Below are 22,052 nucleotides of genomic sequence, written 5' to 3'. Positions count from 1 at the left end.
GCATTCCGCAATTATGGCGGGTTTCAGACAGGCCGGTGGTGATCTGGTGATCACCATGGATGCGGATTTACAGAATCCGCCGGAAGAGATCCCGCGTCTGGTTGAAAAAGCAGAAGAGGGCTATGACGTGGTCGGCACACGCCGCGCAAACCGTCAGGACTCCTGGTTCCGCAAAACCGCCTCAAAAATGATCAACAAAATGATCATCGCCGCAACCGGCAGCGCTATGGGTGACTACGGCTGTATGCTGCGTGCGTACCGCCGTCATATCATCGATGCGATGTTACAGTGCCATGAGCGCAGCACCTTTATTCCTATTCTGGCAAATACCTTTGCCCGTAAAACGATTGAGATTGATGTTAAACACGCAGAACGTGAGTTCGGGGACTCAAAATACAGTTTCCTCAAACTGATCAATCTGATGTATGACCTGCTGACCTGCCTGACTACCGCGCCGCTGCGCCTGTTAAGCATTGTCGGCAGTATCATCGCGGCGTCCGGTTTCCTGCTGGCGCTGTTACTGATTATTCTGCGCGTGGCTTTCGGCGCGCTGTGGGCGGCAGAGGGAGTGTTTACCCTGTTCGCCATCTTATTTATGTTTATCGGCGCACAATTCGTGGCAATGGGTCTGCTCGGGGAATATATCGGGCGGATTTATAACGATGTTCGTGCACGTCCCCGGTATTTTATTCAAAAAGTGGTCGGCGCTCAGGCGAAAGAGACCAGTGAAACTGAAACTCAGGAAAAAAACTAATGAAAGCAATCGTATTTGCCTACCATGATATTGGTTGTGTCGGATTGAAGGCCCTGAAAAAAGCGGGCTTTGATATTCAGGCCGTCTTTACCCATACGGACGACCCGGGTGAAAACCATTTCTTCTCATCGGTGGCCCGCGTCAGCGCGGACATGGAATTGCCGGTTTATGCCCCTGAAAACGTTAACCACCCGCTGTGGGTGGATCGCATCCGTGAACTGAAACCGGATGTTATTTTCTCTTTCTACTACCGCGATATGCTGAGCGAAGAAATTCTGGCGCTGGCACCGAAAGGCGCATTTAACCTGCACGGTTCTCTGCTGCCGAAATACCGCGGCCGCGCACCAATCAACTGGGCTGTGCTGAACGGTGAAACCGAAACCGGTGTTACCCTGCACAAAATGGTTGCCAAAGCCGATGCCGGCGATATTGTCGCACAGGAAAAAGTCACTATCGGTGGTGACGATACTTCCCTGATTGTTCACGGTAAAGTCCGTGAAGCCGCAGAAACACTGCTGGACAAAACTTTACCGCTGATTGAGGCCGGTACTTATAAAACCACCGCTCAGGATGAATCTCAGGCAACATACTTCGGCCGCCGTTGTGCGGAAGATGGTCTGATCGACTGGAATCAGCCGGCTGCACAGATCCACAACCTGGTCCGTGCGGTGACAGAACCGTATCCTGGTGCATTCACCTTCCTGGGTGAGCGCAAAATGATCATCTGGCGCAGCCGCGTGCTGGCCGATAACAAAGGCAAACGTCCGGGAACCGTTATTTCTGCTGAACCGCTGGTGATTGCCTGCGGAAACGGCGCGCTGGAAGTGATCAGCGGCCAGGGGGAATCCGGCCTGTATGTGCAGGGTGCCCGTCTGGCAGCGGAAATGGGTATCGTAACTGATGTCCGCGTCGGCCCGAAAGCCACTGCGCAGGTTGCCCGCCGTAAGCGTGTGCTGATCCTGGGTGTGAACGGTTTCATCGGTAACCACCTGACAGAACGTCTGCTGGAAGACGGCAACTACGATATCTATGGTATGGATATCAGCTCTTCCGCGATTGATCGTTTCATCGGTGACGAGCGTTTCCACTTTATTGAAGGCGATGTCAGCATTCACACCGAGTGGATTGAGTATCACATCAAAAAATGTGATGTCATTCTGCCGCTGGTGGCGATTGCCACACCAATCGAGTACACCCGTAACCCGCTGCGCGTGTTCGAGCTGGACTTCGAAGAAAACCTGAAAATCGTCCGTTACTGCGCGAAATACAACAAACGTATCATCTTCCCGTCCACCTCCGAAGTGTACGGTATGTGTGATGACAAAGAGTTTGACGAAGATAATTCACGCCTGATTGTCGGCCCGATTAACAAACAGCGTTGGATCTACTCCGTTTCCAAACAGCTGCTTGACCGGGTTATCTGGGCATACGGCGCGAAAGAAGGTCTGAAATTCACGCTGTTCCGTCCGTTCAACTGGATGGGACCGCGTCTGGACAGCCTGAACTCCGCGCGTATCGGCAGCTCCCGTGCTATCACTCAGCTGATCCTGAACCTGGTGGAAGGTTCGCCGATTAAACTGGTTGACGGTGGTGAGCAGAAACGCTGCTTTACTGATATCCATGACGGTATCGAAGCCCTGTTCCGCATCATTGAAAACCGTGACGGCAAGTGTGACGGCCAGATCATCAACATCGGTAACCCGGTGAACGAAGCGAGTATCCGCGAACTGGCAGAAATGCTGCTCGACTGCTTCGAGAAACATCCGCTGCGTGATAACTTCCCGCCATTTGCCGGCTTCCGTAAAATCGAAAGCAGCACTTACTACGGTAAAGGTTACCAGGACGTGGAGCACCGTAAACCAAGCATCAAAAACGCTGAGCGTTTACTGGACTGGAAACCGACTATCGATACCCGCCAGACTGTGGAAGAAACTCTCGACTTCTTCCTGCGCGGTGCGGTTGAAGAGCTGAGGAACGACGAGTAATGAAAAATGTCGGCCTGCGGGTTGACGTGGATACTTACCGCGGCACACTGGAAGGTGTGCCGCAGTTACTGAAGGTATTTGCGCAGCACGATATTAAAGCCAGTTTTTTCTTCAGCGTCGGGCCGGACAATATGGGGCGTCACTTGTGGCGCCTTTTGCGTCCTAAGTTTCTGTGGAAAATGCTGCGCTCCAATGCGGCTTCATTATACGGCCTGGATATTCTGCTGGCCGGTACAGCGTGGCCGGGTAAGAAAATAGCCCGTGACCTGGGTTACCTGATGAAACAGACGCTGGATGCCGGTCATGAAGTCGGCCTGCATGCGTGGGATCACCAGGGCTGGCAGGCGAAAATCGGCCGCTGGACACCGGCACAAATCACAGAGCAGATTCGTCTGGGTACCGATGCCTTATCACAGGCTACCGGGCAGCCGGTGCAGTGCTCTGCGGTGGCGGGCTGGCGCGCGGATGAACGGGTGATTGAAGCCAAACAGGCATTTGGTTTTGCCTACAACAGTGATTGCCGCGGAACGCATCCGTTTCGTCCGCTTCTTGCAGACGGGACTACCGGAACCGTGCAGATTCCTGTTACACTGCCGACCTATGATGAAGTGGTGGGGCCGCAGGTGGCTGATGCGGATTTTAACGACTTTATCCTCGATGCAATCAGACGGGATCAGGGCGTACCGGTCTATACTATCCACACAGAAGTGGAAGGCATGTCCAAAGCCGCACAGTTTGAGGCATTGCTGGATCGGATTAAAAACGAGGATTTCCGCTTTTGTCCGCTCAGCGAACTGCTGCCGTCTGATTTATCAACATTACCGACAGGCAAAGTGGTACGGGGTGATTTCCCCGGCCGGGAAGGGTGGCTGGGCTGCCAACAAGAGGGATAGCATTACATGCTGAATAACCGGGCGAGTAAAATCGGAGCCTTTCTGCTGGCTCTTTTTTTCGTGTTAACTTACCTTTTCCCGATCAATGATCGTCTGCTCTGGCATCCGGATGAAACCCGGTATGCGGAAATCAGCCGTGAAATGGTGACACAGGGTGACTGGGTCGTTCCCAAATTACTCGATCTGCGTTATTTTGAAAAACCGGTGGCCGGTTACTGGGTGAATAACGTCAGCCAGCTGGTCTTCGGTCATACCAATTTTGCTGTCCGTGCAGGTTCTGTCTTCAGCATCCTTATCAGCACTCTGCTGGTTTACTGGATGACCCTCCTGATGTGGCGCAACCGTCACACGGCATTTGTTGCGTCGCTGGTCTTTGTCTCCATGTTTCTGGTGTTCAGTGTCGGCACATACAGTGTGCTCGACCCGATGTTTGCCATGTGGGTGATTGCCTCGATGGCCTTCAGCTTCAGGGCACTGAAAGCCGAAAATGTGAAAACCAGAATAACCTCCTGGTGCCTGCTTGGTCTGGCCTGCGGTATGGGCTTTATGACCAAAGGCTTCCTTGCGCTGGCGATCCCGGTGGTGGCTATGCTGCCGGTGATGCTGTACCAGCGGCGTTTCCTTGAGTTACTGAAATTCGGCCCGCTGGCGGTTTTCTGCGCAGTGCTGATCAGCCTGCCGTGGGCGATTGCGGTTCATCAGCAGGAGCCGGATTACTGGCGCTATTTCATTGTGGTGGAGCACTTCCAGCGTTTCTCAGGTGAAGATGCCCAGCACGCCTCGCCGGTCTGGTACTACATCCCGGTGATCCTGCTCGGTTGCCTGCCGTGGCTGGCGTTACTGCCCGGCGCATTGTTTAAAGGCTGGAAAGAGCGGCGCAATAATCCGCCGATGTTTTTCCTGTTCTGCTGGTTTGTTGCCCCGTTCCTGCTGTTCAGTATTGCCAAAGGTAAACTGCCGACCTATATGCTGCCGCTGATGGCACCGCTGGCTGTGATGATTGCCAAATACGGCGTTGACTGTGTGCGTAAACACCGGATGAAAGCATTACAGGCGAACGGTATTCTGAACCTGACCTTTGGTGCAGTGGCGGTCGCCGGGCTGATCGTTGCCAGTTATCTGGTGAAAAAACCAATCTATCAGCCGGATGAATGGTCCAAAGTGGTACTGGGCATTGTCGCCTTTACTATCTGGGGCATAATCGGGTATCTCTGTTATCTGCTGAAAGCAAAACACTGGCTGTGGGCGGCTTCCTGCTCACTGGTGATCAGTCTGACATTCGGCAGCGCGGTGCCTGATCGTTCCGTGGATTCCAAACTGCCGCAGGCGTTTATCCGCCAGAATATGACTGATCTGGAAAAAAGTCCGTTTATTGTCAGTAACAGTGTCGGCATCGGTGCCGGGCTGGCCTGGGAACTGAAACGCGGTGATATTTATCTGCTGAATAATTCCGGTGAGCTGACTTACGGCCTGAAATATCCGGACAGCGAATACCGGTTGCTGAATGATGCGACGTTCGCTGACTGGCTGGCGGAAACCCGCAAAAAAGGGCAGGTCGCACTACTGGTAACAGATAAAAATGACACCTACGATGCCAAACTGCCGCCGGCGGACAAACGGACTGAAAACAGCCGGATGACCCTCTATATCTATGATAAACAGCCATAAGGTGTGATGGTGTTCGGGCAAATTGTTTTACTGATTATTGTCAGTTTTCTTACCTGCGGCGGCCAGATCTGCCAGAAACAGGCGGTGGATGTCTGGCAGGCGGCGCAGGAAAATGCAAAACGCAGAGGCCTGTACTGGCTGGTACTGGCAGTATTTCTGCTCGGCCTGGGGATGCTGCTGTGGCTGAAGCTTTTACAGGTCATGCCGCTGAATATCGCCTATCCGATGCTGAGCATCAACTTTGTGGTGGTTGCTCTGGTGGCGCAGTTTTTATACGGTGAGCGGGTGACCCGCAAGCACTGGTGCGGTGTGGCCGCGATTGTCACCGGCGTGATTCTGATGGGAGCGGGACACTGATGCGCGGATATCTCTGGGTGCTCGGCAGTGTGCTGTTTGTCACCGCCGCTCAGCTGCTGCTGAAACTGGGCGTGACACAATTACCCGATATTGCACTGAGCTCACAATGGCTGGATATCCGCTGGTTGTTATCTCAGTGGCAGCCGTTTGCAGTCGTTTTCGCCGGATTGGTGGGATATGTCCTGTCAATGGTGTGCTGGCTGCTCGCACTGCGGGATTTGCCGCTCAATAAAGCCTATCCGCTTATCAGCCTGAGTTATGTGTTTGTCTATCTGCTGGCTGCCTTCCTGCCTTGGTTTAATGAAGGTGTGTCGCTGATAAAGAGCATCGGTATTATTTTTATTCTGTTTGGTGTGCGTCTGATCCACAGCAAAGAGAAGCCGGCCGCATAGTCACGGGGCGGTTTACTGTTTTATTAAGCCGCCATTAACCGTTAAGCCTGAATTAATCCTCCCTTTTATTCTTTCTTGTATAACAAAAATATCCTGTTCTTCCGTGAATTATTCTGCAGGGCTCTGGTCTTAATGGAAGTAACAGAGATGGTTACCTTATTGTTATAAAATTGTATCCTTGTCCGGAGGTTATATTGGACGTTAACAGCCGTAAGTCCGCGTTTAATGTGGCGTATCCGTCTGCCGCAATGTGGGCTGTGTTATTTCTGTTGTTTATTGCAGTGACCTATTTTATTCCTTTGGAATTCCGTGCGTTATGGCAGCCGGATGAAACCCGCTATGCGGAAATAAGCCGGGAAATGCTGGCTGACGGCAACTGGGTGGTGCCGCATCTGCTGGATATCCGCTATTTTGAAAAACCGGTGGCGGGTTACTGGGTAAATAACATCAGTCAGATGCTGTTCGGTCACACACAATTTGCAGTGCGTTTTGGTGTCCTGTTCTCGACGATGATCAGCACATTGCTGGTTTACCGGCTGGCAATGAAAATGTGGGATGAGAAAGTCATCGCCCGTACAGCGGCCTTCCTGTATGCCAGTATGTTACTGGTGCTTGCTCTCGGAACCTACAGTACGCTGGATCCGATTCTGACCATGTGGGTCACACTGGTGATTTACCTCAGTTATGGCCTGACTACCGCACAGTCACGCCGTGCATTGCTGGGCTACTGGATCACCTTCGGGCTGGCCTGCGGCATGGCGCTGATGACAAAAGGCTTTCTGGCATTGGTGCTGCCTGTTATTGCACTGATACCGGTGCATATTTTCTACCATCGCTTTAAAACCATGCTCTGTTATTGCTGGGCGGGAATTGCGGCTGCCGGGCTTATCACGCTGCCGTGGGCGCTGGCGATATATCATGCCGAGCCCGATTTCTGGCGCTATTTTGTGATGGTTGAGCATATCCAGCGTTTTATGAGTAAAGAGGCGCAAAACCTCTCGCCGTTCTGGTTCTTTATTCCGATTCTGTTTGCCGGTGTTTTACCCTGGAGTGGTTTTTTATTCGGGGCATTAAAACAGGGCTGGCAACAGCGCCGTGAAAATAAGCCATTATTCTTCCTGTTGTGCTGGACAGTATTACCGTTCTTATTTTTCAGTATCGCCAAAGGAAAATTACTGACCTATATTCTGCCGGTTATTGCACCACTGACGATCCTGATGGCAGCGTATATCCATACTCTGATTAAGAAACAAGCCGTTTCAATCTTTAAACTGAACGCGGTGATCAATATTATTTTTGGCGGTTGCGCCGTTATTGCCCTGCTGGTAATCAATAATCTGGAAAATACCCTGGTGTATTCTGCCGCTGAGCGCGGTAAATTTATCGGCGCCATTGCGATTTTCCTGTTCTGGATTGTGGTTTCAGCGCTAACCCTGATAAAAGGGTGCCGCTACTGGATGCTCGCGGCATTTTGTACCGTGGCGATCAGTTTATCAGTCAGCTCACTGTTACCGGAGCGGACTGAACGGGCAAACTTACCGCAGATCTTTATTCAGAAGAATGCCGCATTGCTGAAAGATGCCCGTTATATTCTGGTCAATAGTGTTGGCATCGGTACATCAGCAGCATGGGAATTGCAGCGCAGTGATATTTATATATTTGATCGCCCAGGAGAACTGAAATACGGGCTGAGTGACTTATATCCGGATACCCGGGAAAGGTTCATTTCGCATGATGATTTCGAATCCTGGCTGAAAAATGCTCGTAAAACCGGTAATGTTGCGCTGATTCTGCGTGATCGTCACGGGGTGGATGAGAACGATGTCTCACCGGCCGATGAAATGGTCACTGATGAAAACCTGACATTACTGTATTACCGGAAAATGCCTTAACATCCGGTAAAATACGGCAAATATTGACTTTCACCCGCAGATATTAATACAGTAATGCGGGTTGAAGGTCTGCCGCACCGGGGATAATACAATGAAAATCATATTCCGTTCTCTGCTTTTTATCTGCGTATTAGCCGTTGTCGGCTGTTCATCAACGCCGCGTAAATATCATGCACCGCCGATCAAAACAGAATTATCGGACCCGATTATGGTGATTGCCCAGTTGCGGGAACAATTATCGCAATGGTACGGCACACCATATCATTACGGCGGAATGGATTTAAACGGCATTGATTGTTCCGGCTTTGTCTACCGGACATTTAATGACCGCTTCGCTATTTCTCTGCCGCGCACCACCAAAGCGCAGACAACCTACGGCACCCGGATCGATGTTGAGGATTTACAGCCCGGTGACCTGGTATTCTTTAAAACCGGCGGTGGCGAGAACGGGTTACATGTCGGCATTTATGATTCTGACCGTGCCTTTATTCATGCCTCGACCAGCAAAGGTGTGATGCGTTCCAGCCTGGATAACGTTTACTGGAAAAAAGTCTTCTGGCAGGCGCGCAGACTTTAAAATCACCGGGATAAATATGCTATCTTATCGGCAGCCTATTTTTTCCGGGGGACAACATGTCGTCACTTCGTCTTTTTATTTCTGATTCCTTTGATCCGTGGTTTAACCTTGCCGTTGAAGAGTGTATTTTCCGGCAGATGCCTGCTGACCAGCGCGTGCTGTTTTTATGGCGCAATAATGACACCGTGGTTATCGGCCGGGCACAAAACCCGTGGAAGGAATGTAATACCCGAAAAATGGAATCTGACCATATTAAATTAGCACGGCGCAGTAGTGGCGGCGGGGCGGTATTCCACGATAAGGGAAATACGAATTTCACCTTTATGGCCGGGAAACCGGAATATGACAAAACGGTTTCCACCAATATTATTCTCAGCGGCTTATCCCGGCTCGGCATTTCGGTATCGGCATCCGGCCGTAATGATTTGGTGGTTAACTGCGAAGACGGTGAGCGGAAAATTTCCGGCTCGGCATACCGGGAAACCAAAGATCGCGGCTTCCATCACGGCACGGTATTAATTAATGCGGATTTAAGCCGTCTGGCGGATTATCTCAATCCGGATCCGAAGAAATTGCAGGCCAAAGGGATCACTTCTGTCCGCTCGCGGGTGACCAATCTGACGGAAATTATTCCCGGGATTGACCATGAGCAGGTGTGCGAAGCGATTAAAGCTGCGTTCTTCGACTATTACGGCGAAAAGGCAGAGGCGGAACTGATTTCACCGGATTCACTTCCTGATCTGCCGGGATTTGCCGAGACCTTTGCCAGACAGAGTAGCTGGGACTGGAATTTCGGCAATGCACCGGCCTTCAGCCATCTGCTGGATACCCGCTTTAAATGGGGCGGGATTGAACTGCATTTTGATGTGGAGCGCGGCATGATCAGCCGGGCGCAGATTTTTACTGACAGCCTTGACCCGGCCCCGCTGGAGCAACTGGCACAACTGCTGACCGGTCAGCGGTACAGCGCTGATGCTGTAACGGCGGTATTCACTGAGCTGATGGCCGGTTATCCGGACATGCACGATGAGCTAATTCAGTTGCGGGACTGGTTGGTGGCAGAGCTTCAGTAAAATATGCCGTTAATCTGAAAGACAATCCGGGTCGGTGCCGTAGGATAGGTGAGGAATAATAAACTGAAGGAGCATATGATGAAAAAACTCATTCCGTTGTTAATCCTGATGGGGGCATCAACCTCCCTGGCTGCAACTGAGCGCGTTACCCTGCATGAAGCGACAGAAAAAGGTGCCGGTAAGGTTATCGGCACTATTGATATTCAGGAAACGGATTATGGTTTGCTGTTTACACCGGCGCTGAATGGGTTACCGCCGGGCGTGCACGGGTTTCACATCCACGAAAATCCGTCCTGTGATGCTGCAGAGAAAGAGGGTAAACCGGTACCTGCCCTGGCCGCAGGCGGCCATTTTGACCCGGCAGGTACAAAAGTTCATGCCGGGCCATATGCTGACGGCCATTTGGGCGATTTGCCGGCACTGTATGTGACTGATGACGGGAAAGCGACCACGCAGGTGCTGGCACCACGCCTTAAAAAACTCAGAGAGATCAAAGGGCATGCCATTATGGTTCATGCGGGCGGTGACAATCATTCAGATTCACCGGCACCATTAGGTGGTGGCGGCGCTCGGATTGCCTGCGGCGTGATAGCAGCAGAATAAAAAATATCCCCGTTTGGCCGGTTGCGGCAGGCGGGGATATTTTTTCAGCTGTTTAGTGTGAACCGCACTCCATAAAACAGCGCGGTTCCGGCAACTGACCGTGATCACGGAATTTTGCCGGTGTGGTATTGAAATGTTTTTTAAAGATGCGGGTAAAGGTTGCCTGTGAGCTGAAGCCATACTGCAACGCGATATCCAGAATAGACATATCGTTATCGCGCAGAGATTTAGCTGCTTCCAGCAGGCGGCGCTTACGGACATACTCACCTAATGTGCATCCCTTGATATCTTTGAAAATACGCTGGAGATGCCATTTTGAATAACCGCTCTTATCCGCAATAGTATCAATCTTGATCCCTTCATTGCGCTGTAACTGGGTTTCCAGCCATTTGATAATATCGTTCACTACACTTTCTGACATGTTCACCTCCCAAAATCGGGCTTACAATCTATAAATTTTAATAGTCACATATGTTATTAACCATATTTTATGAATTTTCCAAGAATTGTGTAGGCAAATCGTGCCTTTCATAATTGAGAATCATTATCAGACCAATAGATGAAACCAATTGTTTTATTACCAGCATATAGCACCATATGTCACCAATTATAGTTTCAATATCGATAGAATCTTCCGACGATAAATATAATTCAGGATGGTTATGTCACAGCAATTTCGGTTTCTTTTTGGGGCAATGGGACGTTTTTTTATGCTGGCACTGATTATGGCTGCCAGTACAGGTCTGTTGTTTATTGATATTCTGGTTCTTAAGAATGATTTGGGTGAAGACTCGGTGACAGAAATTGTTGCTGAGGTGATGCTGCTGGCAGTGATTGTGCTGTTTTTTCGCAAAGGGCTGCGGGAGCCGGAGGACAGGGCGGGCTTTTTTCTGATAGCCGGATTTTTTGCCAGCATGCTGATCAGAGAATTGGATCAGATTTTTGACTATATTTCCCACGGAGCATGGTTCTGGTTTGCTGTCCCGGTCTCGCTGATTGCGATTATCTATGCTTTTCTGCATCCGCGCACGGCGGTTAACGGGCTGTACCGTTTTGTCTCTCATCCGGCATACGGCATGATGGTTACCGGTTTGCTGGTGGTGCTGGTTTTTTCCCGCCTGTTCGGTATGGGAATTTTATGGCGCGGTATGATGGGTGATGATTTTAACCGGCTGGCAAAAAACTTGGCCGAAGAAGGCTGTGAATTACTCGGCTACACCTTATGTCTGCTTTCGGCAATCATGTTTTGCCGCAAACAACGGGTTACGGCAAAACCTGATCAACATTAAGGTGCAAGTAACACAGATGTATTGCCGGTAAGCGGATGGCGGAGCGTTATCAGGTCTGCCTGATAAGTTTCCGCCAGTACCGTTTTTTGCAGCACCCCGGCCGGTGTTCCCTGACGGACAATGCGGCCGTTATTCAGCATTATGACGTGATCAGCATATAAAGAGGCCAGATTCAGGTCATGCAGAATGCAGAAGACCGCCAGGGAGGTTGCACTTACACGCTGTTTCAGCATCCGCATCAGGTGTTGCTGGTTATGAAGATCCAGTGCTGCAGTCGGTTCATCCAGTAATAACAGACGAGGGAGAGGCAGCGGACAGCTTAGTTGCATCAGTGCACGCGCCAGATGAACCCGCTGTTGTTCACCACCGGAAAGCTGATACCAGCGTTTCTCCAGCAGTGGTTCACAGGCCGTCAGGTGTATCACTTCATCTGTGGTTGATTGGTGTATGTACTCTCTGTGCAAATCCCCCAATGCAATAATATCTCTGACCCGGTAGGGGGCAGAGATAACACTTTGTTGTGTCATGACCGCCCTGATTTGTGCCAGTGCACCGGCAGACCAGGACGCCATTGGTTTTCCGCGCAGCATGATCTGACCGCTGTCACAGCGATAATAGCCGCTGAGTAAACGAAGAAAAGTTGATTTACCTGCGCCGTTCGGGCCGGTAACCGCAGTGATGGTTCCGCAGTGCAAAGTCAGGGAGATATCACTGACTACCGGCTGTCCGTGACGGGAAAAACTGACATTCTCTGCAACCAGCACCGGTGGCGGATTATTGACGGTTATACGGGGCATATCATTCCTTCACAGAGAAAATCAGCCAGAGAAAATAGGGTGCACCAAGTAATCCGGTCAGTAATCCGACCGGGATTTCTGCTGGTACCACCAGTGTGCGGGCGAGTGTATCGGAGAGCAGTAACAGCAGTGTACCGGCAAGGGCTGATGTCACCAGCAGAAGCCGGTGGTGCCAGCCGAAAATCATACGCATCAGGTGCGGGATAACCAGGCCGATAAAACCGATAATCCCGCTCAGTGCCACGGCAATCCCGGTGAGCAGGGCACTGATCAGCAGGACACACTGTTGTGTCCGGCGGACATTCACTCCGGCATAATGTGCTTCTTCTTCTCCCAACTGAATCATATCCAGCGGACGTGCCAGTCTGAATGCGGCATAAAACACAGGGAGTGCCAGTACGATAGCAGGCAGAAGCAGAGTCCAGCTGATGTGCCCGGTGCTGCCCATCATCCACAGTGAAAACTGACGTAATTCTTTATCATCACTCAGATAATTGAGCACGCCGACAAAGGACATACTGATTGCGTTAACGGCAATGCCGCACAGCAACAGACGCAGCAAAGGCTGACGGCGGCGGTTGAGCAGAAAAATCAGCCCGCTGATACAAAGTGCGCCGCTGAAGGCAGTAATAATATGCAGATACAGTGTGACTGCACCACTCAGATAAGGCGCGATAAAGACAATCCCCAGTGCCACCGCAACGGCTGCGCCGCTGCTGATCCCGAGCAAACCGGGGTCTGCCAGCGGGTTGCGGAATAATCCCTGCAATAATACCCCGGCGGTGGCCAGTGCCATACCCACCAGAACTGCCAGAACAATCCGCGGCAGACGGACAGATAACCAGATCTGCCAGAGTTGCGGGGTTACTTCACCCCGCAGGAATGCGCTGACAGAAACCGGCAGTCCGCCGGTATTCATGGCCGTCAATATCATGATCACCAACAGAAAACAGAGGCACAGGCGGCGCAGATGAAAGGCGGGCGGATTATTCATAACACGGCTGCTGCCTCCATCGCTTCACGTAACTGATGCAGTGTATCCGGGGTTTGTAACCCGAAGCCGAGAAACCCCATATCATCAGCCACCAATACCCGCTTATGTTTTCCGGCAGGTGTCTGAGCCAGCCCCGGTAACTGCCAGAGATTGCCAGTGCTGCCGAGAGAAGCCAGACCGCTGCGGGTGATCACCACTAAATCGGGCTGAGCGGCAATCATTCCTTCTGCTGACAGCGGGCGATAACGGCGGAAAGAAGCGGCTGCGTTTCTTCCGCCTGCACTGCGGATAAGGCTGTCTGCCGCCGTATCTGTACCGGCTGCCATCGGAGCAGTACCGGCGTGGCTGAGCAGAAACAGTACATTCACCGGCAGTGGTGTCTGCGGTACAGCATCCAGTTTCCGGTTAATGTCAGCGACCAGTACAGCGGCGGCTGACTGTAAGGCCAGAGCCTCCGCAATCTGACGGACTTTCGCGGTAATAGCCGGTAGTTCTGCCGCAGCACTGACAGTGACGACAGGGATACCCGCCGCGCTGATCTGCGATAAAACGGCAGAAGGATAAGCCAGTTCACTGGCGAGGATCAGTGAAGGCTGAAGCGACAGCAGACCTTCCGCATTCAGAAGCCGCAGATAGCCGACATCCGGCAACTGAGTGACCTGCGGCGGATGCTCGCTGGTGGTATCACGGGCAATTACCCTGTCACCGGCACCGAGTGCAAAAACAATCTCCGTGACATCACCGCCAAGGGTAATAATGCTGCCCTGCATACTGCGTGCAGACGGAAAAAAACAGAGCAGCAGTAGCAGGAGGACATATTTTTTCATGCCGCCGCCTCACCGCTGCAGTCTGTCAGCAGGGCATTAATCTGGCTGCGCCAGATCGTTTGTTCCGGTTCACCCTCGGTGCGCTGTCCGAAGAGCTGGGCGATAGCCTGACCGTTTTTATCAAATAATTCCAGGCTGGTGATAATACCGTCTTTGGTGGGTTTGCGGGTAATCCAGGATTCCGCAACAGCCGATTCGATCAGATGGAGAGTGAACGACGGATTGAAAATATTGATCCAGTGCTGTCCGTCGCGGGGGCTGATATAAGGTTCAACCCGGCCAATGGCGCCGGTAAAAATCTGTACACAGCCCCGGTTGGCGACAAAGATCATAATGTCATTCTGTTCTTCCGCACACTGAGTGAGCAGGCGTGATAACGCGCTGTTATCCACCCGCTGTGCCAGGGTGTTATCCACACAACGGAATGCCTGCAAGCGACTGATATTAAATCTTTTTAACAGAACAAAAAATTGGTGAACATCCGTCATTTGCTGCCAGTGACGGGTAAATTCAGCCTGCTGCTCCGGTGTCAGTGATGTGCAGGCCGGGATGACGGCCGGTTCCGGAACAACCTGCGGGTTATCATACGCGGCGAACTGTGCTGTCAGGTGATGCCAGACCCCCATATCGGTATCAGCGGTGGTATAAATTTTGTGGACGGCATCTCCGTGGCGGTCAAAAAACTGAAGGCTGTGGCGCAGGCCGCGCGGGGTATTTTCCGCGAAGGCAAATACCGTCTGCCACTGAGACAGGAAAAAGCGTAAATCCAGCCCGTACGGGTTCAGCAGCAGGCAGGCGTGTTCCCCGAATTCAGCATTATCATAGGTGCCGGTATGTTCATGTACCGCGTGGTCATTGCGGGTGATGCTTTTCAGCTCCCCGGCGGTGCCCAGCATCCGGAAAATGGCGGGGATATCCCGGGTGAGGCGGCAGGCGTCATAACCGGCCCGGCAGTGTGCCAGTTCTGCCTCGGATATGCCCATCTCAGCGGCGATATCACGGGCGTGGATAAGATGTCCCTGTTCTTTCAGGGCAAGGTAACGGGAGAGTGTTTCACTGTGCATAGCAGATCCTTACTTTTTCGTGATCTGCACCAAACGGGCGCAGACCGGATAACCGGTATTAAAAAGTAAGCTGGCTGCCTTAAGAAAACAGGTGGCTGGCCTGTGTGTTATTTGGTCAGAATAAGTTTTCCGTTTTTAGTCCTGCGCAGGTGATATTCCTCATTCTGATGGCGGATAATAATCCGCTGCTGCGGCCCCAGGAGTGCTTCACTGCTGATAACCGTGATTTTATCTGTTGCTGTATTTTTATATCCGGTAAGTACGGATATCACAGAATTCTGATTATTTTCAGTCATATAATTTTATTTGATATCAATTCGCATTCGCAAATTATTATCAGCAGCTGACGAGAGTGGTTCAAGTGATTTTTTCCGAGAGAGGGAATTTACACGGAAAAAGTGAGCGGCATCTCAACTATATGGGGAAGGAATGATAACTGCGGGTGATGAATAAACAGGATGCAGGTGCATCCTGTTTCATAATAAGGGGGTTAATCAGCTGAAACGGGCATCTGCTGCATCAGCCAGAATATCCAGCATGGTGACGGTATCTGCCCAGCTCAGGCACGGATCGGTAATTGACTGCCCGTAAACCGGCGCTTTGTGATTCACCAGTTTTTGTGTGCCTTCCTGAATAAAGCTTTCGGCCATAACACCGGTGATAGCCCGCGAGCCGTCTTTTATCTGCTGTGCGACATCTTTGGCGACATCCAGCTGACGACGGTGGATTTTCTGACAGTTGCCGTGGCTGAAATCAATAACCAGATGTTCCGGCAGATCAAACTGGCGCAGCTGATCACAGGCGTGAGCAATATCACCGGCAGCATAGTTCGGTGTCTTACCGCCGCGCATAATAATGTGCCCGAACGGATTGCCTTTGGTCTGATAAATCGTCATCTGCCCGTCTTTATCCGGTGACAGGAACATATGACCGGCCTGTGCGGCGCGGATGGCATCAATCGCAATTTTGATATTGCCGTCAGTACCGTTTTTGAAGCCGACCGGGCAGGAGAGTGCGGAGGCCATTTCGCGGTGGATCTGGCTTTCCGTGGTCCGGGCACCGATAGCCCCCCAGCTGATAAGATCCGCAATATACTGCCCCGTGACCATATCAAGAAACTCGGTGGCTGTCGGGACATTCAGTGCATTAACGTCGATCAGCAGTTTGCGCGCCAGCCGGATACCTTCATTGACCTGACAGGAGTTATCCAGACGCGGATCTGAAATCAGTCCTTTCCAGCCGACCACGGTACGCGGCTTTTCAAAATAGGTGCGCATCACAATTTCAAGGCGTGAGCTGTATTTCGGCAGCAGTTCGCTCAGGCGCTGTGCGTAATCCAGTGCGGCGATCGGGTCATGCACGGAGCAGGGGCCGACAATCACCAGCAGACGCGGATCATCGCCGGTTAAAATACGTTCAATGCGGGTTCGTGATGTGGTGACATTCTTATTAATTGCTTCTGTGGCCGGAAACTCACCGGCCAGCGCAGACGGGGTGATCAGTTTGTCTATCGCCCGTGTGCGCAGTTCATCCGTTTTTTCCATAGATTAGTGCTGTCTCTGAATTCGGTCAGTTGCTGTGTTAAACCACAGTGATACCGATCACAATAAACGAAAACGTGATGATTACAAGATACAATTGCAGAAAGTGGATCACCGCGGGAATGTGATCCACTTAACCGTTTCCGCTGTCAGAACATACGGCGGTTTAATCCCAGAGAATCGATGATTTTTGTCGATATCTCTTCCACCGAATAGTTGGTGGTATTGAGGTAGCTGATTTTGTGTTTGCGGTACAGCGCTTCCACCTCTGCCAGCTCCATCCGGCACTGACGGATTGAGGCGTAGCGGCTGTTTTCACGGCGCTCTTCGCGGATAGCAGCCAGACGCTCGGGGTCAATGGTCAGACCGAATAACTTATTATTATACGGCTTCAGGGCCGCAGGCAGCTGCAGGTTATCCATATCATCTGCGGTGAACGGATAGTTGGCGGCCTGGATACCGAACTGCATGGCCAGATACAGGCTGGTCGGGGTTTTACCGCAACGGGAAACGCCGAGCAGAATGACCTGCGCCTGATCCATATTGCGCAGAGACACGCCGTCATCATGTGCCAGTGCGAAATCAATGGCCGCGATACGGGCATCATACTGGCTCAGATTGCGCTTGGATAAGCCGTGGGTCCGGTTGAATATCGGCTGCGGATCCATCTGAATCTCTTTCTGAATCGGCGCGACCAGGGTTTGCACTATGTCCTGGCAGCAGCCCTGACTGCCGGTGATGGCTTCGCGCACGTCCTGACAGATAATGGAGTAGAACACCAGAGGGCGTAACCCGGTGGTTTCAAAAATGGTATCGATTTTTTGTCTGATTTCCAGCGCGCGCTCGACAGTTGCCACGAACGGCAGGGTGTAAGCGATAATATCAATAGGGAACTGTGACAATACAGCATGACCTAATACTTCCGCCGTAATTGCCGTTCCGTCAGAAATAAAGAAGACACTCCGTGTTTCTTTATTTTGTGTATCAGAAGATGAGCCGGTTGTGATAGACATGTTATTTATTTTCCTATGTTTTTTGCTGAATCGATAATCCGGAGCAACGGCACAAATAAATTAAAACATGATTATAAAGGATAAAAAAATATTGTAATCGGGTTGATCGATTCACCTGTCTATATTCTTACAAACATTGTGATAATCTGTTTCTGATGCTCAGCAGAGCCCGTATTTCCGATTTTACCTTCTTTTGAATGTTAAAAGGATTGCTTGCAATGTCCAACAATGGTCAAACCCCGTGTAATGTACTTTGGTATAACCAGTTAGGTATGAATGACGTACCCCGTGTCGGTGGTAAAAATGCGTCTTTAGGCGAAATGATAACCAATCTTTCCGGATTAGGCGTGTCTGTTCCCAATGGTTTTGCCACCACGGCACAGGCCTTCAATGACTTTCTTGAGCAAAGTGGCGTCAACCAGCGCATTTATGAGCTGCTGGATAAAACGGATGTTGACGATGTCAACCAGCTGGCGAAAGCCGGTGCGCAGATCCGCGCATGGGTAATTGATACCCCGTTCTCCGCGGAATTTGAGCAGGACATCCGTCACGCGTATGAGCAGTTGTCCGAAGGCGAGAAAGGCGCATCTTTTGCTGTGCGTTCTTCCGCAACGGCTGAGGATATGCCGGATGCCTCCTTCGCGGGACAGCAGGAAACCTTCTTAAACGTGCAGGGTATTGATGCGATCATGGTCGCCATCAAGCACGTATTTGCCTCATTATTTAATGACCGCGCGATTTCTTACCGCGTGCATCAGGGCTATGACCACCGTGGTGTTGCACTGTCTGCCGGTGTTCAGCGCATGGTGCGTTCTGACCTCGCGTCTTCCGGCGTGATGTTTACTATCGATACCGAGTCCGGTTTTGACCAGGTTGTCTTTATCACATCCGCTTACGGGCTGGGTGAGATGGTGGTACAGGGCGCGGTAAACCCGGATGAGTTTTATGTCCACAAACCAACCCTGGAAAAAGGCCGTCCGGCTATTGTCCGCCGTACCATGGGTTCCAAGAAAATCCAGATGGTTTATGCGGATGACACCAGCCACGGCAAACAGGTGCGTATTGAGGATGTGGATGCAGAAAAATGCAAACGTTTCTCACTGACCGACAGCGAAGTGGAAGAACTGGCAAAACAGGCCGTTACCATTGAAAAACACTACGGCCGTCCGATGGACATCGAGTGGGCGAAAGACGGTAACAACGGCAAACTGTATATCGTTCAGGCGCGTCCGGAAACCGTCCGCTCTAACCAGCAGGTGATGGAACGTTATCAGTTGAACGGCCAGAGTAATGTGCTGGTTGAAGGCCGTGCAATCGGTCACCGTATCGGTGCCGGTGTGGTCAAAGTTATCCATGACCTGAGCCAGATGGATCGTATTCAGCCGGGTGATGTGTTAGTCACTGATATGACTGACCCTGACTGGGAACCGATCATGAAGAAAGCGGCGGCGATTGTTACCAACCGCGGCGGTCGTACCTGTCACGCGGCAATCATTGCCCGTGAGCTGGGGATCCCGGCGGTGGTTGGTTGCGGTGATGCCACCGAACTCCTGAAAGAAGGCCAGGAAGTGACTGTTTCCTGTTCTGAAGGGGATACCGGTTACGTCTACGGCGGCAAACTGGATTTTGATATCCACTCTTCTGAAATCGATAAAATGCCGGAAGTGGGCACCAAAATCATGATGAACGTCGGTAACCCTGACCGTGCATTTGACTTTGCCTGCCTGCCGCATGAAGGTGTCGGCCTGGCACGTCTGGAATTTATCATCAACCGTATGATTGGTGTGCACCCGCGTGCACTGCTGGAATTTGATCAGCAGACTCCGGAATTACAGGCTGAAATCCGCAGCATGATGCAGGGCTATGATGATCCGGTTGAATTCTATATCGGTCGTCTGGTTGAAGGAATTGCCACGATTGCAGCGGCGTTCTATCCGAAGAAAGTGATTGTCCGTCTGTCTGACTTTAAATCCAACGAATATGCCAACCTGGTCGGCGGAGATATCTACGAACCGCATGAAGAGAACCCGATGCTGGGCTTCCGTGGTGCAGGCCGTTATGTGCATGATGATTTCCGTGATTGTTTCGCGCTGGAATGTGAAGCAGTGAAACGTGTGCGTAATGATATGGATCTGACTAACGTCGAAGTGATGATCCCGTTTGTCCGTACTGTAGCTCAGGCAGAAGCCGTGGTGAATGAACTGGCGGTTCATGGTCTGAAACGCGGTGAAAACGGCCTGCGTCTGATCATGATGTGTGAAATCCCGTCAAACGCACTGCTGGCAGATCAGTTCCTCGAGTATTTCGATGGCTTCTCTATCGGCTCCAACGACATGACACAGCTGACACTGGGTCTGGATCGCGATTCCGGTGTGGTTTCTACTCTGTTTGACGAGCGTAACGATGCGGTGAAAGCGCTGCTGTCGATGGCTATCAAAGCGGCGAAAGCACGTAACAAATATGTGGGAATCTGTGGTCAGGGGCCATCCGACCACCAGGATTTTGCTGCCTGGCTGATGGAGCAGGGAATCGACAGTGTTTCTCTTAATCCGGATACTGTAGTGAAAACCTGGATTTCATTAGCAGAAAATCACTGATTCAATCATTTAAAATGATTAAAAGCCCGGATTATTTCGGGCTTTTTTTTCGTATTCAGTGTTAGAATGTCTGTGCGCACTTAAGGCAAATCAAAATAAAACCAAATCAGATACCCTGAATTACAGGCAAAAAAAAAGCCTATCATGGGCTGACAGGCAAAGACTACACACAGCAATATTTGTATTCGGAAGGTATCATTGTAATGAATAACAATACCTTTTAATTCGTTACTTGATGGCTGATATATTAAAATAATTAAGATATGCCTGCATTAAGAATTGTCTCAATATATATATTTACTGATTGTTAGATAAGTGAAATATATTCAAAACCTCTGTCCGTATCCGGAATAAGTCCGGTGAAATTCTCTCAATGTATATTAATATTTCAAATTATTAATGCTATTTATGAACCATAATTGAATAATTAATTAAATATATCAGAGGTGCACTTCTGCACCTCTGATTAAAAACTTATTCTTTTTCTGAGAGTTGTTCTTCCATATAAGCGCGAACCTCGGTCAGGTCATCTGACGGCTTCGGCACATCATTCATCCACGCCTTCAGCAGTGTGTAGGAGACCGCCAGCACGACAGGGCCGATAAAGAGGCCGATCATTCCGAGCGATAACATCCCGCCGATAACGCCGGTCAGAATCAGTACCATCGGTAAATCCGCCCCCATTTTAATGAGGTACGGGCGCAGTACGCCATCCATGGTGGCAACAATACCGGCCCAGACAATCATGACGACAGCCCAGGTGGTATCTCCGGTCCAGAACAGATAAATGATGGACGGGATCATAATCAGCAGCGGTCCGAGTTGTGCCACACAGCAGATAAAAATAAGCACCGTCAGGATGGCGGCAAACGGCACACCGGCCAGCCCCAGCCCCAGACCACCGATAATTGCCTGAGTTAGTGCGGTGACCACCACACCCAGTGCCACGGCGCGTACAGACATCGCTGCCAGCAGTACGGCGGCATCGCCGCGCATGCCGGCGAGGCGCAGAGCAAAGTGACGGAAACCGCGCATCGCTTCTTCACCCTGAAGATAGAGCAGAGCACTGAACAGCAGCATAATCGCCAGATGGAACAGGAATTTACCGGCACTCAGCAACTGAGTCAGGAACCAGGCCGCGCCCTGTCCGAGGTAAGGCTGGATTTTGGCCATCATCGCGTTGCCGCCGCTGGCGACCAGGGTTGTCCAACTGGCAAACAATTTCGGCCCGATAACCGGGATTGAGTCAAGCCAGTAGAGCTCCGGCAGTGTCAGCTGCCCCGGGGATTTGACCCAGCGCATCAGCGGCTCGCTGTTCTCGACAATACTGTTGATAAGCAGCGCCAGCGGAAAGACAAACAGCAGAATAATCAGCATGACCATCACAGATGCGGCTATCCAGCGGCTGTTACGGACACGGCGGCGGATTGCGGTATAAACCGGCCAGGTGGCAATCACTATCATACCCGCCCAGACGAAGCCCGGAAGAAACGGACTTAATACCCAAAAACTAATGACAATGAGAATTGATATCGCTCCGACGGCGAATATTAGTTTAGGTAAATCATAACCCGGTTGCGATTTTTCCACGGATAAGTTTCCCTTTGTAAATGAATTAACTGGTTGTTCCCGATAAAGGAGCGCAAATATTGCGTTATTTTATTGCAGGCGCAAAATGAATACATTGTGTGTTAAGGTGAATATTCTCGCATGAATCATGCATCAGAATGAAGAGT

21 protein-coding genes are annotated in these 22,052 nt (G+C 51.0%); 12 read left to right on the top strand and 9 right to left on the bottom strand.

Annotation, left to right across the window (positions count from 1 at the left end):
• The 10 genes from X965_RS05630 to sodC all read left to right on the top strand — a co-directional run.
• Window positions 1–754 (top strand): glycosyltransferase (locus tag X965_RS05630; protein WP_036417370.1); only part of this gene is annotated, 754 nt, incomplete at its 5' end.
• Window positions 754–2,739, top strand: a complete 1,986-nt coding sequence (gene arnA, locus X965_RS05625; protein ID WP_036417347.1) for a bifunctional UDP-4-amino-4-deoxy-L-arabinose formyltransferase/UDP-glucuronic acid oxidase ArnA — start codon at window positions 754–756, stop codon at window positions 2,737–2,739. The genes X965_RS05630 and arnA, both read left to right, overlap by 1 nt.
• On the top strand, window positions 2,739–3,632 hold the full coding sequence (gene arnD, locus X965_RS05620; protein ID WP_004235382.1) for a 4-deoxy-4-formamido-L-arabinose-phosphoundecaprenol deformylase: 894 nt from the start codon (window positions 2,739–2,741) through the stop codon (window positions 3,630–3,632). The genes arnA and arnD overlap by 1 nt, the downstream gene beginning before the upstream one ends.
• Before the next feature lie 6 nt (window positions 3,633–3,638).
• The gene (gene arnT / locus X965_RS05615; protein ID WP_004235384.1) at window positions 3,639–5,300 is read left to right on the top strand and encodes a lipid IV(A) 4-amino-4-deoxy-L-arabinosyltransferase; all 1,662 of its coding nucleotides are present in this window, start codon (window positions 3,639–3,641) and stop codon (window positions 5,298–5,300) included.
• A 6-nt stretch (window positions 5,301–5,306) separates the two neighbouring features.
• Entirely contained in the window at window positions 5,307–5,657 is a 351-nt protein-coding gene (gene arnE, locus X965_RS05610) for a 4-amino-4-deoxy-L-arabinose-phosphoundecaprenol flippase subunit ArnE (protein ID WP_036417346.1), read from the top strand.
• Complete coding sequence (arnF, locus tag X965_RS05605) at window positions 5,654–6,049, top strand: 4-amino-4-deoxy-L-arabinose-phosphoundecaprenol flippase subunit ArnF (protein ID WP_170927066.1); 396 nt, start codon at window positions 5,654–5,656, stop codon at window positions 6,047–6,049. Before arnE ends, arnF begins: the two co-directional genes overlap by 4 nt.
• 194 nt (window positions 6,050–6,243) lie before the next feature.
• Window positions 6,244–7,941, top strand: coding sequence for a lipid IV(A) 4-amino-4-deoxy-L-arabinosyltransferase (gene arnT, locus X965_RS05600; protein ID WP_051997312.1), 1,698 nt, complete (start codon window positions 6,244–6,246; stop codon window positions 7,939–7,941).
• A 91-nt stretch (window positions 7,942–8,032) separates the two neighbouring features.
• Window positions 8,033–8,518 (top strand): C40 family peptidase, encoded by a 486-nt coding sequence (locus tag X965_RS05595; protein WP_004235392.1) that lies wholly within the window; start codon window positions 8,033–8,035, stop codon window positions 8,516–8,518.
• 56 nt (window positions 8,519–8,574) lie between these two features.
• On the top strand, window positions 8,575–9,591 hold the full coding sequence (locus X965_RS05590; protein ID WP_004235393.1) for a lipoate--protein ligase A: 1,017 nt from the start codon (window positions 8,575–8,577) through the stop codon (window positions 9,589–9,591).
• Window positions 9,592–9,666: 75 nt separating this feature from the next.
• A complete protein-coding gene (sodC, locus tag X965_RS05585; RefSeq protein WP_004235395.1) occupies window positions 9,667–10,194 on the top strand; it encodes a superoxide dismutase family protein in 528 nt (175 codons plus the stop codon).
• 52 nt (window positions 10,195–10,246) lie between these two features.
• Here sodC and X965_RS05580 read toward each other — a convergent pair whose 3' ends face one another.
• The gene (locus X965_RS05580) at window positions 10,247–10,615 is read right to left on the bottom strand and encodes a helix-turn-helix domain-containing protein (protein WP_004235398.1); all 369 of its coding nucleotides are present in this window, start codon (window positions 10,613–10,615) and stop codon (window positions 10,247–10,249) included.
• Window positions 10,616–10,856: 241 nt separating this feature from the next.
• Between X965_RS05580 and X965_RS05575 the strand changes: the two genes are divergently transcribed.
• Window positions 10,857–11,483, top strand: coding sequence for a hypothetical protein (locus X965_RS05575; protein ID WP_048822470.1), 627 nt, complete (start codon window positions 10,857–10,859; stop codon window positions 11,481–11,483).
• On the opposite strand, the gene X965_RS05570 is transcribed toward X965_RS05575, so the two are convergent.
• The 7 genes from X965_RS05570 to X965_RS05540 form a co-directional block, all read right to left on the bottom strand.
• Window positions 11,480–12,280: a heme ABC transporter ATP-binding protein gene (locus tag X965_RS05570; protein ID WP_036417341.1), complete on the bottom strand. Its 801-nt coding sequence runs from the start codon at window positions 12,278–12,280 to the stop codon at window positions 11,480–11,482. The genes X965_RS05575 and X965_RS05570 overlap by 4 nt on opposite strands.
• A 1-nt stretch (window position 12,281) precedes the next feature.
• Window positions 12,282–13,274, bottom strand: coding sequence for an iron ABC transporter permease (locus tag X965_RS05565; protein ID WP_036417339.1), 993 nt, complete (start codon window positions 13,272–13,274; stop codon window positions 12,282–12,284).
• A complete protein-coding gene (locus X965_RS05560; protein ID WP_004235406.1) occupies window positions 13,271–14,101 on the bottom strand; it encodes a hemin ABC transporter substrate-binding protein in 831 nt (276 codons plus the stop codon). Before X965_RS05560 ends, X965_RS05565 begins: the two co-directional genes overlap by 4 nt.
• The gene (locus X965_RS05555) at window positions 14,098–15,165 is read right to left on the bottom strand and encodes a hemin-degrading factor (RefSeq protein ID WP_036417337.1); all 1,068 of its coding nucleotides are present in this window, start codon (window positions 15,163–15,165) and stop codon (window positions 14,098–14,100) included. The genes X965_RS05560 and X965_RS05555 overlap by 4 nt, the downstream gene beginning before the upstream one ends.
• Window positions 15,166–15,272: 107 nt before the next feature.
• Window positions 15,273–15,461: a hemin uptake protein HemP gene (gene hemP, locus X965_RS05550; protein ID WP_032098087.1), complete on the bottom strand. Its 189-nt coding sequence runs from the start codon at window positions 15,459–15,461 to the stop codon at window positions 15,273–15,275.
• Between the two features lie 198 nt (window positions 15,462–15,659).
• Window positions 15,660–16,709 (bottom strand): 3-deoxy-7-phosphoheptulonate synthase, encoded by a 1,050-nt coding sequence (locus X965_RS05545; RefSeq protein ID WP_036417335.1) that lies wholly within the window; start codon window positions 16,707–16,709, stop codon window positions 15,660–15,662.
• Window positions 16,710–16,855: 146 nt separating this feature from the next.
• A complete protein-coding gene (locus X965_RS05540; RefSeq protein WP_004235416.1) occupies window positions 16,856–17,719 on the bottom strand; it encodes a pyruvate, water dikinase regulatory protein in 864 nt (287 codons plus the stop codon).
• Window positions 17,720–17,937: 218 nt separating this feature from the next.
• On the opposite strand from X965_RS05540, the gene ppsA reads away from it, so the two are divergent.
• The gene (gene ppsA, locus X965_RS05535) at window positions 17,938–20,316 is read left to right on the top strand and encodes a phosphoenolpyruvate synthase (RefSeq protein WP_004239083.1); all 2,379 of its coding nucleotides are present in this window, start codon (window positions 17,938–17,940) and stop codon (window positions 20,314–20,316) included.
• Window positions 20,317–20,790: 474 nt separating this feature from the next.
• Here ppsA and ydiK read toward each other — a convergent pair whose 3' ends face one another.
• Entirely contained in the window at window positions 20,791–21,906 is a 1,116-nt protein-coding gene (ydiK, locus tag X965_RS05530) for an AI-2E family transporter YdiK (RefSeq protein WP_015422756.1), read from the bottom strand.
• Between the last annotated feature and the right edge of the window lie 146 nt (window positions 21,907–22,052).

Origin of the sequence: Morganella sp. EGD-HP17, assembly GCF_000512315.2 — a bacterium.
In the GTDB taxonomy this organism is placed as follows: domain Bacteria; phylum Pseudomonadota; class Gammaproteobacteria; order Enterobacterales; family Enterobacteriaceae; genus Morganella; species Morganella morganii.
The sequence above is the reverse complement of the archived record's forward strand: the minus strand, read 5'-3'. Positions and strand labels throughout refer to the sequence as shown.